13 protein-coding genes and 1 riboswitch are annotated in these 15,860 nt (G+C 31.9%); of the genes, 2 read left to right on the top strand and 11 right to left on the bottom strand.

Annotation, left to right across the window (positions count from 1 at the left end; genetic code table 11):
* Positions 1-356: 356 nt before the first annotated feature.
* The 4 genes from P3X86_RS13880 to whiA all read right to left on the bottom strand — a co-directional run bounded on the left by P3X86_RS13880 (position 357) and on the right by whiA (position 3,467).
* Positions 357-986 (bottom strand): flavodoxin family protein, encoded by a 630-nt coding sequence (locus P3X86_RS13880; protein ID WP_483293300.1) that lies wholly within the window; start codon positions 984-986, stop codon positions 357-359.
* A gap of 94 nt (positions 987-1,080) precedes the next feature.
* A complete protein-coding gene (locus P3X86_RS13875; RefSeq protein ID WP_483293299.1) occupies positions 1,081-2,142 on the bottom strand; it encodes an HD-GYP domain-containing protein in 1,062 nt (353 codons plus the stop codon).
* A 102-nt stretch (positions 2,143-2,244) separates the two neighbouring features.
* Complete coding sequence (locus P3X86_RS13870; protein WP_483293298.1) at positions 2,245-2,511, bottom strand: HPr family phosphocarrier protein; 267 nt, start codon at positions 2,509-2,511, stop codon at positions 2,245-2,247.
* The gene (gene whiA, locus P3X86_RS13865) at positions 2,508-3,467 is read right to left on the bottom strand and encodes a DNA-binding protein WhiA (RefSeq protein WP_483293297.1); all 960 of its coding nucleotides are present in this window, start codon (positions 3,465-3,467) and stop codon (positions 2,508-2,510) included. The genes P3X86_RS13870 and whiA overlap by 4 nt, the downstream gene beginning before the upstream one ends.
* A gap of 298 nt (positions 3,468-3,765) precedes the next feature.
* On the opposite strand from whiA, the gene P3X86_RS13860 reads away from it, so the two are divergent.
* Both P3X86_RS13860 and pruA read left to right on the top strand, forming a co-directional pair.
* Complete coding sequence (locus tag P3X86_RS13860; RefSeq protein WP_483293296.1) at positions 3,766-4,809, top strand: M42 family metallopeptidase; 1,044 nt, start codon at positions 3,766-3,768, stop codon at positions 4,807-4,809.
* A 145-nt stretch (positions 4,810-4,954) separates the two neighbouring features.
* Positions 4,955-5,075, top strand: a riboswitch (molybdenum cofactor riboswitch).
* Positions 5,076-5,184: 109 nt separating this feature from the next.
* Positions 5,185-6,816, top strand: a complete 1,632-nt coding sequence (gene pruA, locus P3X86_RS13855; RefSeq protein ID WP_483293295.1) for an L-glutamate gamma-semialdehyde dehydrogenase — start codon at positions 5,185-5,187, stop codon at positions 6,814-6,816.
* 89 nt (positions 6,817-6,905) lie between these two features.
* Here the strand turns inward: pruA and P3X86_RS13850 are convergent, their stop codons facing one another.
* From P3X86_RS13850 to nifJ, 7 genes are all read right to left on the bottom strand, one after another.
* Positions 6,906-7,361: a GyrI-like domain-containing protein gene (locus P3X86_RS13850; RefSeq protein WP_483293294.1), complete on the bottom strand. Its 456-nt coding sequence runs from the start codon at positions 7,359-7,361 to the stop codon at positions 6,906-6,908.
* A 198-nt stretch (positions 7,362-7,559) separates the two neighbouring features.
* Positions 7,560-8,168, bottom strand: a complete 609-nt coding sequence (gene yqeK / locus P3X86_RS13845) for a bis(5'-nucleosyl)-tetraphosphatase (symmetrical) YqeK (RefSeq protein ID WP_483293293.1) — start codon at positions 8,166-8,168, stop codon at positions 7,560-7,562.
* Complete coding sequence (locus P3X86_RS13840) at positions 8,161-9,165, bottom strand: gluconeogenesis factor YvcK family protein (RefSeq protein WP_483293292.1); 1,005 nt, start codon at positions 9,163-9,165, stop codon at positions 8,161-8,163. The genes yqeK and P3X86_RS13840 overlap by 8 nt, the downstream gene beginning before the upstream one ends.
* A gap of 36 nt (positions 9,166-9,201) precedes the next feature.
* Positions 9,202-10,068 carry an RNase adapter RapZ gene (gene rapZ / locus P3X86_RS13835; protein ID WP_483293291.1) on the bottom strand — a complete coding sequence of 289 codons (867 nt, stop codon included), beginning with the start codon at positions 10,066-10,068 and terminating at the stop codon, positions 9,202-9,204.
* 11 nt (positions 10,069-10,079) lie between these two features.
* Positions 10,080-10,817, bottom strand: coding sequence for a PHP domain-containing protein (locus P3X86_RS13830; protein ID WP_483293290.1), 738 nt, complete (start codon positions 10,815-10,817; stop codon positions 10,080-10,082).
* A 2-nt stretch (positions 10,818-10,819) separates the two neighbouring features.
* Complete coding sequence (murB, locus tag P3X86_RS13825; RefSeq protein ID WP_483293289.1) at positions 10,820-11,746, bottom strand: UDP-N-acetylmuramate dehydrogenase; 927 nt, start codon at positions 11,744-11,746, stop codon at positions 10,820-10,822.
* Positions 11,747-12,252: 506 nt separating this feature from the next.
* Entirely contained in the window at positions 12,253-15,786 is a 3,534-nt protein-coding gene (gene nifJ, locus P3X86_RS13820; protein WP_483293288.1) for a pyruvate:ferredoxin (flavodoxin) oxidoreductase, read from the bottom strand.
* Positions 15,787-15,860: the final 74 nt, after the last annotated feature.

Here is a 15,860-nt window from a genome sequence, read left to right as displayed (position 1 = left end):
CCATTAATAATTATATATTACATTTTTTTATTTTGCAATTAGTCCCATGTTGTTAAACTGCGTTAGAAGACTATTTTATTGTTTCTTTACAAATATAAAAAGTCACACTCTAAAAGTATGACCTCTCTTTTTTATTTCAAGATTCAATTAATGAATCTTTAATAAAACCAATGAGTCTCAGATGAGGAATTTTCAATATCTCTATTCGCATCAATCTTATCATGTGAAAAAAAGTTAATTATATAAAACACCATAAAAATAATCACTAAAACCATAACTATCTTTTTTCTCACTTTACCTATCTATCCTTTCTCTATATCATAAAAAAATTAAAATTCTTTTTAAGTTTTAAACAACTATCTCACAAAGTTCATCCAATCTTTTTTCTCTTTTTCTGGTATACCCATCTCTTTTTTACCTAACTCTACAGCCTTCATCAACCAAGCCATATTTTTCCCAAGTATTCTACCTATTTGTACTCCTTCTAAATCTTCTTTTATCTCACCTTTGTTTGCACCATGTATTACATTCCAGTAGTTTGCTGTAGGAACAAACATCTCAGAATATTGGATATATCTATCGAGGTTATCTACTGTAGGCATACCACCTGTTCGTCTTACTACTGTTATTGCGGCTCCTACTTTATATCTAAAAGCGTTACCTGTAACTCCTGTAACTAAAAAAGCTCTATCTAAAAATGCTTTCATAGTTCCTGCAACACCGCTATAATAAACTGGTGATGCTAAAAGTAAACCATCTGCCTCTTTCATCTTTGCAATATATTCATTTACAACGTCATTGTCCATCACACATCTTCCAAGCTCTACACACTTCATACAGGCCATGCAACCTCTTATGTTCTTATTGCCTACTTGTAAAGTTTCTACGTCTATATTCTGCTTTTTAAGCTCTACAGCAACTATTTCTATAGCTTGTGCTGTATTGCCATCTATTCTCGGACTTCCATTAATCGCTACTACTTTCATGGTATTTCCTCCCTTTTTATACAATATTTCTTTTTTGTATTATAAAAAAAGAAAATCAATAAAACTATAATTTTCTTCTCTTATCTCACATTATTTAGCTAAATGTTCCTATCACTGATTTTGTGTTATAATCTATCAAGTTTAATTCATAAGGTTTTCTTAGTTTTTGCCCATTTTCATCATATATAATTTTTACAATAGGCCTAGTAGGAAAATTTTTAAAGTTCTTTATTACAAATCCCTTTTCTTTTGTATTTAGTATAACTCCTTTACCTATTGGATAAAGTGCTATATTTTGAATAAACGCTTTTGCTAGTGTTTGGTCAAATTGCGTACCACTCATTGACACTATATATTCTATAGCCATGCTAGAATCTATCCTCTTTCTGTATATCCTATCTGATGTCAATGCATCATACACATCAGCTATTGATACTATACGAACATATTCGTGGATTTCATTTCCTTTTAACCCATTAGGATAACCTTTACCATCAACTCTCTCATGGTGATGCAATATAATATTACATACTTCTTCGTTAACACACCCTTGGCTTTTTAATGCTACGTAACCAAGGTTAGTATGCTCTTTGACTATTTCATATTCATGTATTGTTAGTTGAGATGGTTTGTTGATTACTTCACTAGGAATTAGCGCTTTACCTATATCATGCAGTATTGCTCCTGTTCCTAAGTCCATTAATTGCTGTTTGTTGTAACCTAATGCTATCCCTGTCATTAGAGATAGCACTGCAACTTTTACACAGTGCTTTAGTATATAGTCGTTTACTGCTCTAATTTCCATTACCTGCAATATCAAATTATCATTTGTAAACAATTGTGATATTATATTATTTATAGTATCTTTAATCTTGATAATATCTATATCTTGATAGTATGATATATTGTCTATTGTATCTTTGATTATTTCATTCGCGCTTTGGATTATCTCTTCTTTGATTATATGGTCTATTTCTATTTCTTTAGCTAGCTCATTTTCAACATATATCATATACACACCATGGTTTAGTAGTTTATCCGTGTATTTATTTTTAAGCTTTGTTCCTTCACTAATTAAAATGGTTCCGTTACTTGTAAATACAGTTTTAGCACATACCATATCCTCTTTGATTTTATCAACCATTAATAATCTCATGTAGTTACCTCAAATTTTATCAATTTTGGAATTAATAAAACAAACATCCATTATTATACTTCTATAAAAATTTATTAATCTCCTTTATAATCGTATATAATTTTATTGTTCATCTGTGCATGACTCTAAAAACTCCACTAATGCAGAAATAGCTTCTTGTTCGTCTTCTCCGTGTACTTTTATAGTAATTTCTTCGCCACATGATACTCCTAAAGCCATTATTCCCATTATACTTTTGCCATTTATCTCTTTATTATCTTTTTGAATGTAAATATCACTTACAAATTTACTCGCTTTTTGCACAAATAGTGCTGCTGGTCTTGCATGTAATCCTATCTTATTTTTAATTGTTACTTTTGCTGTTTTCATTCCTTCACCTCTTCTCTTATTCTATCTGCAATTTTTTCGATTCTTCTTAATCTATGGTTTACTCCTGATTTTCCTATTGGTATTGTTAACATTTTCCCAAGTTCAACTAATGTTACATCTTTATTTTCTAATCTCAAATATGCAATTTCTCTAAGGTTTTCTGGCAACTTTTCTATACCTATAGTGTTTTGAATTAACTCTATATTGCTTACCTGTCTGAGCGCTGCCTCTATGGTTTTGTTCATATTTGCTGTCTCGCAATTAACAACTCTATTTACGTTATTTCTTACATCCTTGAATACTCTAATATTTTCAAGCTGCAACAGTGCGTTGTGTGCTCCAACTATATTTAAAAAATCTACTATCTTTTCTGATTCTTTTATATACACAACATAGTTTTCTTTTCGTATGACTATTTTGGCTTTCAAGTTATATGTATTCATTATTTCTTGTAAATCCTTTGCATGCTCTTCATTGCGTGTCACAAACTCTAGATGATATGTTTTTTCTGGGTCACTCAGTGATCCTCCTCCTAAAAAAACACCTCTTAAGTATGCTCTCTTTGAGCAATCTTCTTCAATTATTTTTTTATCAACATGATAATTTATATTAAACAAATTGCTGAAATCTTCATTTAATATACTTGTTTGCACAAGTATATCTTTTGCTATATTTTCATCATCTACTACGATTAGGTAGTTGTTGTTTTTCTTAAGTTGCTTGTTTTTTCTTACTAAGACCTCTGTATGTGAGTTAAATTGTTTTTTAAGAATTTTGAATATTCTTCGTGCAACAGCTGCATTTTCAGTAGATAGTTTAAGATTAACGTTTTTAAATCCACTCAAGTTTATGCTACCACTCATTCTTATAAATCCTGCTAGTTCAGCTATCTGACAACATTTTTTAGTCATATTTATTCTAGCTATTTCATTTTTGGTTTTTGACGAAAACGACATCTGATATCTTCTCCTAACTATTATCCTGCTTATATGTTATATCTCTCTAGCATTTTTAAATATAACATACATATAAGTTACACAACTTATAAAAATATATACATTATCAATTTATCATATTATTTGTGTTATTTCAACTATCAAAGACCATTCTTATAGATATTAAAATTATTATAATATATTATTGCTTTAGTTGCCATACTTTTATTAATAATATATAATATTTATAAATTTAGTCTAATATAGTATGTATTTATATTAGTTTTGTTATAAACTTAATTTAAAAGGAGTGTTGTATATGTTATTTAATAAAGAATATGTTGTAAATTTTCTAGCAGATCTATTAAATACACCTAGTCCAACTGGTGATACTTCTAAAGCTATAGCTCTTGTTGATAGTGAGTTTAAAAAGATGGGCATTAAAACATATAAAACATCTAAAAATGCTTTGGTAGCTACTATTGATGGTCAAAATACTAACTACCAGAAAACGTTATCAGGTCACGTTGATACTCTAGGTGGTATGGTAAAAGATATAAAACCCAGTGGCCGTATCATATTTACTCAACTTGGTGGATATGCCTTTAATGCTGTTGAAGGAGAATATTGCACTATCAGCACTAGTGAAGGTAAAGAATACACTGGAACTATACTTATAAATAAAGCTTCAACTCATGTTCATGGTGCAAAAACGAAATCTACTGAACGTAGTGAGGAAAATATGGAAATAAGGCTAGATGAAGTTGTTAAATCCGATAAAGATACTAAAGATTTAGGAATTGATATCGGAGATTTTGTTTATCTCAATCCAAGAGTAGAAATAACTGATAGTGGCTTTATTAAATCTAGACATCTTGATGATAAAGCTGGCATTGCTTCTATAATAGGTGCTTGCAAATACATAACTAAAAACAATATCAAACTACCTCATACGGTTAATTTGTTTATTAGTAACTATGAAGAAGTTGGACATGGAGCTTCTAGTGGCATACCAGAAAATACAAAAGAATTTGTAGCTATAGACATGGCTGCTCTAGGTGAAGGTCAAAGCTCTGATGAATACAATGTAACTATATGTGCAAAGGATTCTAGTGGTCCTTATGATTTTGAACTTAGAAAGAGATTGATTAAATTAGCTAAAGATAACAACCTTGACTACAAAGTTGATATCTATCCTTTCTACGGATCAGATGCAAGTGCAGCTATGAGAGCTGGTGGAAATTTCAAGCATGGTTTGATTGGACCTGGTGTTGACGCTTCTCATTCTCTAGAAAGAACCCATGTTAATGCATTAGAAAATACAACCAAACTTTGTATCGCTTATATGATGGATCAAGCTTAACAAAAAACTTGAGAATATTTATATATTTTATTCTCAAGTTTTTATTATTTATATTTACAATGAGTGTAATATATCTTTTTGTTGAAATTAATTCCATATCAAGATATAATATTTTTATATTTCTGAATATTTTTAAAGTAAATTAATAGTATATTCTCTTCGAGTCTACTTATCTAAGGGCTAAGCCTATGATTTTTAGACCGATAGGGTATAATTAGGAAACTATTATGCCTCCCGGTGTGGAAAGGAGAGATAATTGTTTGAATATAGCTTGCTGATTAAGCCAGTATTTTTTGATGTATGCATATTCTCTTTTATAACTCCTTTTAATAAATAGCGGGAAACAGAAGTTTATTAAACAAAGGAGGATTTTTTGTGTATAATGCTTATTTTGGAGTAAAAAAACCTGAAAATGAACCTGTGCTTTCTTACGCTGTGGGTAGCATTGAAAGGGCTAAATTGAAAGAAAAATTAAATGAACTAAAGCAAGCGGAAATTGAAATACCTTTAATTATAGGTGGTAAGGAAGTACGTACAGGTAATACTGCTAAATGCATAATTCCACATGATAAAAATCATGTGTTAGCAACATATCATATAGCAGGTAAGAAAGAAATTGAACAAGCTATTAAATCAGCTTTAGACGCAAGAAAAGAATGGGAAGCTATGCCTTGGCAACATAGAGCATCTATATTTTTAAAAGCTGCTGAACTTTTAGCTGGCCCTTACAGATATGCTATAAATGCTGCAACTATGCTTGGTCAGAGCAAAACTGCTTATCAAGCTGAAATTGACTCTGCATGTGAAATAATTGATTTCTTGAGATTCAATGCACATTTCATGTCTCAGATATATAATGAGCAACCCGCATCAACTAATAATGCTTGGAATAGAATAGAATATCGACCTCTTGAAGGCTTTGTTTTAGCTGTAACTCCATTTAATTTCACTGCTATTGGAGGTAACCTAGCTGCTAGCCCTGCTATGATGGGAAATGTAGTTGTATGGAAACCTTCTGCTGCTGCAATATACTCAAATTATTTACTTATGAAAATATTTAAAGAAGCAGGATTACCTGACGGTGTAATCAACTTTATACCTAGCTCAGGTAGTGAAATCGGTAGCATTGCTTTTAGCCACAAAGACTTTGCAGGAGTGCATTTCACAGGCTCTACTGAGGTATTTAACACTATGTGGCGTTCTATTGGTCAAAATATAAATAAGTATGGTTCTTACCCTAAAATAGTCGGTGAAACTGGTGGAAAGGATTTTGTATTTGCCCACATGGATGCTGATATAGATTCTCTTAGGACTGCACTCATACAAGGAGCTTTTGAATTCCAAGGTCAAAAATGTTCAGCTGCATCTAGAGCTTATATCCCCGAGAGTATATGGAGTTCTCTAAAGCAACAATTGATTGATGAAGTATCAACTATTAAAATGGGTGATGTTGAAGACTTTAGTAATTTTGTAAGTGCTGTAATTGATAAAAAATCATTTGACAAAATCAATGAATATATTGACTATGTCAAAAACTCGGATGACGCTACAATCATATGTGGCGGTAAATCTGATGATAGTAAGGGTTATTTTGTTCAACCAACTATTATTGTCGCTAATAGTGCACACTTTAAAACTATGACTGAAGAAATATTTGGCCCAGTGCTTACTATATATGTTTATAAGGATGAAGATTTTGATAAAACTCTAAATCTATGCGATGAATCGACTCCTTACGCATTGACTGGTGCTATTTTCTCTAAAGATAGAAGTGTTCTTGTTAAAATGGAAAATGCTCTTAAACACTCTGCTGGAAATCTATACATCAATGATAAACCAACAGGTGCCGTTGTAGGACAACAGCCATTTGGAGGTGGAAGAGCTTCTGGTACTAATGACAAGGCAGGTAGTAAGCTTAATCTGCTTCGTTGGACGAACCCTAGGGTTATTAAGGAAACCTTTGTTTCACCTAAGGATTATAAATATCCTTTTATGGAATCTAAGTAATAATATAACACAACTAATAAAAGAGCAGAATCGTTGAACTGCTCTTTTTTATATATTTTTACTATTTATTACATTTTCTTTATCTTCTGTTATGGTTTTAATGCTATGTATATATCAACTTTTGTATTGTTTAAATCACTCATATTATGATACTCTTCAAAATCATACGTATATGCTCTGTCTAAATTCATGCTCCATATTGCTTCCCAAATCTCTCCAACTATTTTTTTCACATTACCTTTGGCTGTAAATTTAGCATATTTTCCAGCTGGTATTGTTGTGTTTGTGAACTTATCACCACATATCTGTTTTTTTATCTCTTTGCCTATCATAAATTTATATGGTTTTGTATAATCACCTTCATAGTCATAGTAAATACCCAATACATTCTCTTGTGTTTTGTCTGATATTTTACTGTATATATCTTTTGTATTAAACATAACCCACATATCTGATATATCTTTAACTGCTTTTTCTATGTTGTTTATCTTTTTTGTTATACCTATAACAACTCGTTTTTCTATAGTAACAATTTCATAATTCATATTTGATGCCTCCTATGTTTTATTTTTATATTAACAAAGCAATGTGGACATCAGTGTGTCATGGATTAATTATTCGTAAAAAAATTATAAGTTTCCTAGCATTTTTTCTTAATTCTAACATTAAACATGCGTTATTTTCCTCTTTTGTATAAGTTTGCGTATAATTAAAGAGCTATCGAAAAGATAGCTCTAGTCTATTTATTGATTATTAGTATCAAAATATTCATATGCATCTTGTAATAATGGGTGTATTAAATGAGCAGTTTTATATAAGTATTTTATAAATATATCTACCCCACATTCTAATGAAGTATCTAACCCTTGTTTTAACTCTTTTATATACGGTGGATTCCCACCTTGATCCCACTCTATTTTATCAGCTATAAATACTGCACTTTCTAGCTTACTTGGATGTGCTTTTAATGTGGTATGATGTGCTATTGCACTTAATATCTCTTCATCTTTTACACCGAAGATCAGTCTAGCTATCTCTGCCGATAGCTTTTGGTGTATTAAATTTGGATAGTCTATTTCTTGTTTTACTATATCTAAATTTAACGACTGGGCTACCTCTATTTTACTCTCATTTGGTATCACTGCACTGATATCATGTAAATACCCTGCTATCTCTGCTTTCTGTTCATTTGTTTTATATAAACGCGCTAGCTCTACAGCTTTAGAAGCTACTCTACTTGTATGTTCGCTGACTATAGATTTATCGTATAAATCCAGTATTCTAATACATTCATGTTTTATACTGTTATCTTTATTAACTTTGTTTTTTAGCTCTTCTAGTAAATTATGCATTATTTACTCCTTTTAATCCGAATGAATTTTTAAGCAATTCTAATATCTCCCTACTTACTTTTTGAGCATCATGTCTAATATAGCTTTTTTTGATATCAACAAAGTTTCCTTGTATAAGTTTTATTCCTAGCGTTTTCAATTTTTCTTCTTCACCCTGTGTTGGCACTACAGGCTTTGCACCATCTTTTTTGTAGTATTTTGTGAGTATATCATCTGGTATTATTTCACCATTTGCTATAACGTAATCTATAACATTCCTATTAGCATGATCTATGATACTTTCTACATGCTGTAAAACAGTATAAGTGTCTGTTTCTCCGGGTTGTGTCATTATGTTTGATATATATATACATTTTGCTTTAGAGTCATATATAGTAGCAGATATGTTTTTTATTAGAAGGTTTGGTATTATACTTGTGTATAAGCTTCCTGGTCCTAATATAACTATATCAGCTTCTTTTATTGCCACTAATGCTTCATCTGTTGGTATACATGTTTCTGGCTCTATAGATATACGTTTTATATATGTTTTATTTTCTATGCAGTATTTTGGTATATTAGATTCTCCACATACTTCTTTGTCATTGCTGAGTATCGCTCTGAGTCTCACATCTTGAAGCGTCATTGGTAAAACCTTTCCTGTTACTGCTAAAACATTATTCATTTCTTTTATTGCTGTCTCAAAACTATCACATATTCCATTCATAGCAGCTATGAACAGGTTTCCAAAGCTTTGATCTTTTAAATTTCCATCTGTAAATCTATACTGCAACAGTTTCTCCATTATTGGCTCTGTATTTGCCAACGACAATAGACAACTCCTAATATCTCCCGGTGGTAACATCCCTAAATCTTCTCTAAGTATTCCTGATCCACCACCATCATCTGCTACAGTTACTATTGCTGTTATATTTTTTGTATATTTTTTTAATCCTCTAAGTAGTACAGAAAGCCCTGTCCCTCCACCTATTGCGACTATTTTAGGATGTCTTTGCATCTATAATCCTCCCTTTATAATTATACTAACTAACAATTACTGTCTTTTGTTTTTGTAGCTATCTCTATGGTTTATAGCTACTTTATGGCCATTTATCTTTAGGTAATCATAAAGGTAGTTAGCAATCGTCACAGACCTATGTTTACCTCCTGTACACCCTATCGCTATCATCAGTTGCATCTTTCCTTCTTTTATATACAGTGGTATTAAAAAGTCTATCATATCTGTTAGTTTGTCAATAAATATTTTTGTATCATTCCACTTCATTACATAGTCCTTAACTTTTTTATCATTGCCTGTCATTGGTCTAAGATCATCTATATAGTGTGGATTAGGTAAGAATCTAACATCAAATACTAGATCGGCATCTATTACTATTCCATGCTTGTATCCAAATGATGATATTGATACTATAAAATTATCTACTTCTTTACCTTCTAAAAATAATTTTTTAATTTCTTCTTTTAACATTCCTGTAGTAAAGTTACTAGTGTTAATTATAAAATCTGACTTTTCTCTAACCTTTTTTAATATCTCTCTTTCCTTATCTATTCCTTCTACAATGCTTCCTTGAGGATTAAGAGGGTGTGGTCTTCTAAGTTCTTTATACCTATGAATCAATATATTGTCATCACAATCTAAAAATAGCATTTTGTAATCGTAACCATCAGCTTTTAATTCATCTAAGTTCTCAAATAAGTCATTAAAAAACTTACCTCCTCTAACATCTACAACCAATGCTACTTTTTTTATTCTGTCTTTTGACTGAATATATAAATCTATAAATTTTGGAATCAAAGACGGTGGCAGGTTGTCCATACAATAGTAACCTATATCTTCCATTATCTTCATTGCTTGACTTCTTCCTGCTCCTGATAATCCTGTTATTATGACAAACTCCATGCTATCACTCCTTATTCAGTCTTCCTTATGTTAATTATTTTGTCAATATTAATTTTAGACTCCAATACTCTTTTCATTGATTTCTCAAAATCACCTACTCTGTTTGGGTGGTGTGCATCACTGCCTAGTACAAAGTTTACATTATGCTTTGCAGCTTTTATTATATTATCAACTGTCAAATGTCCATGCTTTGCATTTATCTCTAGTGCTACATTTTTTTTAGCTGCTGCTATCGCCAATCTATCTATATCTACATCTAATTTTGCTCCTGGGTGAGTTATAATGTCTATAGGGTATCTGTTTATTGCTTTAATCAATGCATTTGTATTTAAATCTATCATTTTATCATGAATTTTTTTCGATTTTTTAGCCAGTGTATTTAAAATAAATATTCTAAAGTTATCTTTTATACTATTCATTAAAACTCCATAGTGGAACCCAACGGATATCATGTCAAAATATTTTATCATATCATCATCTACATCTATATCACCTTCGTAGCTAACTATATTAGATTCTACTCCAAGCAATATTTCTATCTTGCTATATTTTTTGTTATAATAATCTATTTCTTCTCTCATCTTTGGCAATTTCTTTTTACTTATTCCAAAACCTATATGTCCAGGTCCATGATCACATATTGCTATTTTTTCTAGACCTACTTTTATTGCGCTTTTTATATTGTCCTCTATTGTGCCTTTCCCATGACTATATATTGTATGTGTATGATAATCAGCATATACTTTCATTTTTATTCTCCTATATAACAATTTGGTATTATCTTCACTTCTGTTTCTAATTCTACTGAAAATTTATCTTTCACTGTCTTCTTTACTATTTCTATTAAAGTCATCACCTGCTCTGATGTAGCATTACCTAAGTTAACTATAAACCCACAATGCTTATCTGAGACTTGTGCATCTTTATATCTTAGTCCTTTTAATCCAGCTGCTTCTATGAGTCTTGCTGCATAATCCCCTTCAGGCCTTTTAAATGTACTTCCTGCGCTAGGTAAGCTAAGTGGTTGTTTAGTTGTCCTCTTAACTGTTAACTCGTCCATATAAGCTTTTATATCGTCATATACACCTTCTTTAAGTGTCATCTTAGTTTCTAGTACTATCAAATCTTCTTCTTGTACTCTACTATGTCTATATCGAAAATCCATATCTTCACTACTATATACGTATATATTTCCTTTTTTATCTGTACATTTTACACTTGATACAATCTGACTCATCTCAAACCCATATGCACCAGCATTCATAGCAACAGCTCCACCTATAGAGCCAGGTATTCCACTACCACCTTCCATTCCTGTTAGGGAATTTTTCAGTGCTAATTTCCCTACTGATGATAGCAATGCTCCACACTCAGCAGTGATTGTATCTCCTTCTACTATAACTTTGTTCATATTATCTGCTAGTTTTATTACAATTCCTTTTATACCATCATCTGAGACTAAAAGGTTTGTACCGTTTCCTATTATGTATGGATTAATATTAAGCTCATCACATACTTTTAATGCTAATACTACATCTTTAGAATCTTTAGGCAATACTAATACACTCGCATTGCCTCCTATTTTAAAATAAGTATGCCTTTTCATAGGCTCATCTACTAGAATCTCCCCTAAAAAACCTCTCTCTATAAGGTTTTGGTTTATATTTATACTACTCAAAATATCACTCCTGTTTATCTTTTAATATATATTATTAACAATCTATGTTTATGTTCTACCTTGATATTAAAAGTATATCTTTTTTTTGAACTTCTTACAAGCGTTTAGCTATATAATTGATGTAAACTAATTCTAATATAAACTCCCCTTATTTATACATAGTGATGATTTATTTAGGATTTTTTATCTCTTTATAAAGAAGAATACAACTAGTCTCAATGGAGTTGTACCACCTGTCGCTATAACGTTAGTACCATATCTACACAATGCAAAAGATCCAGCCATATATTACCTGTTTCAAAACATTACCTCTTCTAATATTTAATTATTGTATTTTTTTACTTTTTCCTTAAAAACAATAATTTTATTACCTGTAAGCTTAATTTTTTTTATTTATTGATATATTTATAACTAAACTATATATACTAATAAACTTGTAATCTTCACAAAGACAAAAAAAGAAGCTATACCATTAAATAATGATATAGCTTCTTGATATCTATTTCTTAGTACTGCATTTCTGCCATACGTTTGTAACTGTCATATCTTTCTTTTGCTTCTTTTTCTGCTTTTACAAACATTTGACTAGCAAGCTCTGGGAATGTCTTCTCAAGTGATGTATATCTTACTTCACTTCTTAAGAACTCTTGGAAATTACCTTTAGGCTCTTTAGAGTCTAATATAAATGGATTTTTTCCTTCTTCTTTTAACTCTGGGTTAAATCTATATAAATGCCAGTAACCAGCATCTACTGCAAGCTTTTGTTGCTCTTGTGTTTTGCCCATACCTGCTTTTATACCATGATTAATACATGGAGCGTATACTATGATCAATGAAGGTCCTTTGTAACTTTCTGCTTCTATTAGCGCCTTCATGAATTGGTTCTTGTTATGACCCATTGCACATTGTGCAACATATACATATCCGTATGTTGTAGCCATTAAACCAAGGTCTTTCTTCTTAACTTTTTTACCTGATGCAGCAAATTTAGCAACAGCAGCTGTAGGAGTCGCTTTAGAAGACTGTCCACCAGTGTTTGAGTAAACCTCTGTATCAAATACTATTACATTTACGTCTTCTCCTGATGCTAATACATGGTCCAATCCACCATAACCGATGTCATATGCCCATCCGTCTCCACCAACTATCCATACTGATTTTTTAACTAAGAAGTCGGCTTTCTCTTTAATATCTTTTAGTAACCCATTTGCTTTATCGTCTCCTAAATCTTTAGAGAACCAAGGAATTAATCTTAATTTTGCTTCTTTAGTCTTGTCAGGGCAATCCTTTCCTTCTAACCATAGGTTTAATGTATCTTTTAACTCTGCTGGTATATTAAGTTCTACTAATTCTTTAGCTTTTATCTCTATATATCCAACCATTTGGTTTACTGCTAAAGCCATACCATATCCGTACTCTGCATTGTCCTCAAATAATGAGTTAGCCCAAGCTGGACCTTGACCTACTGCATTTTTACAATATGGTGTTGAAGGTGCTGAACCTCCCCAGATTGAAGAACATCCTGTTGCATTTGCAACAAACATTCTATCTCCATATAACTGAGTTATAATCTTCATGTAAGGAGTCTCTCCACAACCTGCACAAGCTCCTGAGAACTCGAATAATGGTTGAGCAAATTGGCTTCCTTTTACAGTGTTTAAACTCATCTTATCATCTTTGATTGATACTTCATTTACTGAGTAATCCCAGTTTGGAACTTCTACTTCTGTTTGTGTCTCTATTGGTTTCATTATTAATGATTTTTCTTTAGATGGACAGATATCAGCACAGTTTCCACAACCTGTACAGTCAAGTGTGCTTACTTGTATACGATACTGTAATCCTTCTAAACCTTTACCCATAGCTTTCTTTGTCTCAAAGCCTTCTGGAGCATTTTTAAGTTCTTCTTCATTTACTAATACTGGTCTTATTGCAGCATGTGGACAAACGAATGAACATTGGTTACATTGAATACAGCTATCTATTTGCCACTCTGGTACTGTAACTGCTATACCACGCTTCTCAAATGCAGCACTACCATTGTCAAATGTTCCATCTTCTCTACCATCGAATGCGCTTACTGGAAGATCGTCTCCCTCTTGTCTATTCATAGGTCTTAGTATGTTTTTGATGAACTCTGGCTCTTTAGTTTCTTCTTTAGCCTGATCTTTAGCATCTGCCCATGTAGCAGGTACTTCAATTTTAACAAGAGCGTCTATACCTTTGTCTACTGCTTTGTTGTTCATCTCAACAATTTTTTGACCTTTTTTACCATATGACTTAACTATAGCTTCTTTTAGGTACTCTATTGCTTTATCTAATTCGATAACGTCTGCTAGTTTGAAGAACGCTGCTTGCATTATCATGTTTGTTCTATTTCCAAGTCCTATCTCTGTAGCTATTTGAGTTGCATTTATTGTATATAACTCTATATCATTTTTAGATATATATCTCTTCATATCTGGAGATAGTTTTTCTTCTAATTGCTCTGGTGTCCAAAGTGTATTTAATAAGAACTTTCCACCTTTTTTAAGTCCTTTTAATAAATCATAGTTTCCAACATATGATTGTTGAGAACATGAAACAAAATCTGGTTCACTAATTAAATATGTTGACTTTATTGGCTTTTTACCAAATCTCAAGTGTGATACTGTAACTCCACCTGATTTCTTAGAATCATATGAGAAGTATCCTTGAGCATACATATCTGTCTTATCACCGATAATCTTGATAGCGTTTTTGTTTGCTCCAACTGTTCCGTCTGAACCAAGACCCCAGAATTTACATCTGATAGTTCCTTTTGGTGCAGTAACTATGTTCTCTTTTACTTCTAATGATGTATGTGTAACATCGTCGTTTATACCAATTGTGAATCCGTTCTTTGGCTCTGCTTGTTTTAAGTTTTCTAATACTGCTTTTATTTGAGATGGTGTAGTATCCTTTGATCCTAGACCATAACGTCCACCTACTATTACTGGTTTCTCTGCTTTGTCATAGAATAATGTACAAACATCTTGATATAATGGTTCTCCTAATGCACCCGGCTCTTTTGTTCTATCTAATACTGCTATTTTCTTAGTTGTTTTTGGTAATGCATTAAAGAAATACTTCTCTGAGAACGGTCTATATAATCTAACTTTTATTAAACCAACCTTTTCTCCCTCAGCTACTAGATAATCAATAGTTTCTTCTATTGTATCTGTAACTGAACCCATTGCTATCATAACGTACTCAGCATCTTCTGCTCCATAGTAGTTAAATGGCTTGTACTCTCTGCCTGTTATTTCACTGATGCTCTTCATATAATCAGCAACTACATTTGGTATATCTGTATAGAATTTATTTGAAGCTTCCTTTGCTTGGAAGAATATGTCTGGGTTTTGAGCAGTTCCTCTTGTAACTGGATGCTCAGGATTTAATGCATTGTGTCTAAATCTATTAACTGCTTCAAAATCTGTTAATTTTGCAAACTCTTCGTAATCTATTAATTCTATTTTTTGAATCTCATGAGATGTTCTAAACCCATCAAAGAAATGTAAGAATGGTACTCTAGTCTTAATTGAAGCTAAGTGAGCTACCCCACCTATATCCATAACTTCTTGAACACTACCTGATGCAATCATTGCAAATCCAGTTTGTCTACAAGCCATAACATCTGAATGATCTCCAAATATTGATAATGCATGACCTGCAACTGCTCTTGCACTTACATGGAATACTCCTGGTAATAATTCTCCAGCAATTTTATACATATTTGGTATCATTAATAACAGACCTTGTGAAGCTGTGAATGTAGTAGTTAATGCCCCAGCTGCTAATGAACCGTGTACCGCTCCTGATGCTCCTCCCTCAGACTGTAGCTCTGATACGTGAACCTCTTGTCCAAAAATATTCTTCATTCCATGTGCTGCCCATTCATCAGTATGCTCAGCCATAGGAGACGATGGTGTTATAGGAAATATTGCTGCAACATCAGTGAAAGCGTATGCAACATATGCCGCTGCTGTATTTCCATCCATAGTTTTCATAACCTTTGCCATGTGTCGTTACCTCCTCGTTTATATTAAAATTTCATTTTTATTGTTAACATATACATTAAGTATAATCAACAGAT

Source organism: Abyssisolibacter sp. ZYX002 (genome assembly GCF_056892235.1).
This window is presented reverse-complemented; position numbering and strand designations above follow the sequence as displayed.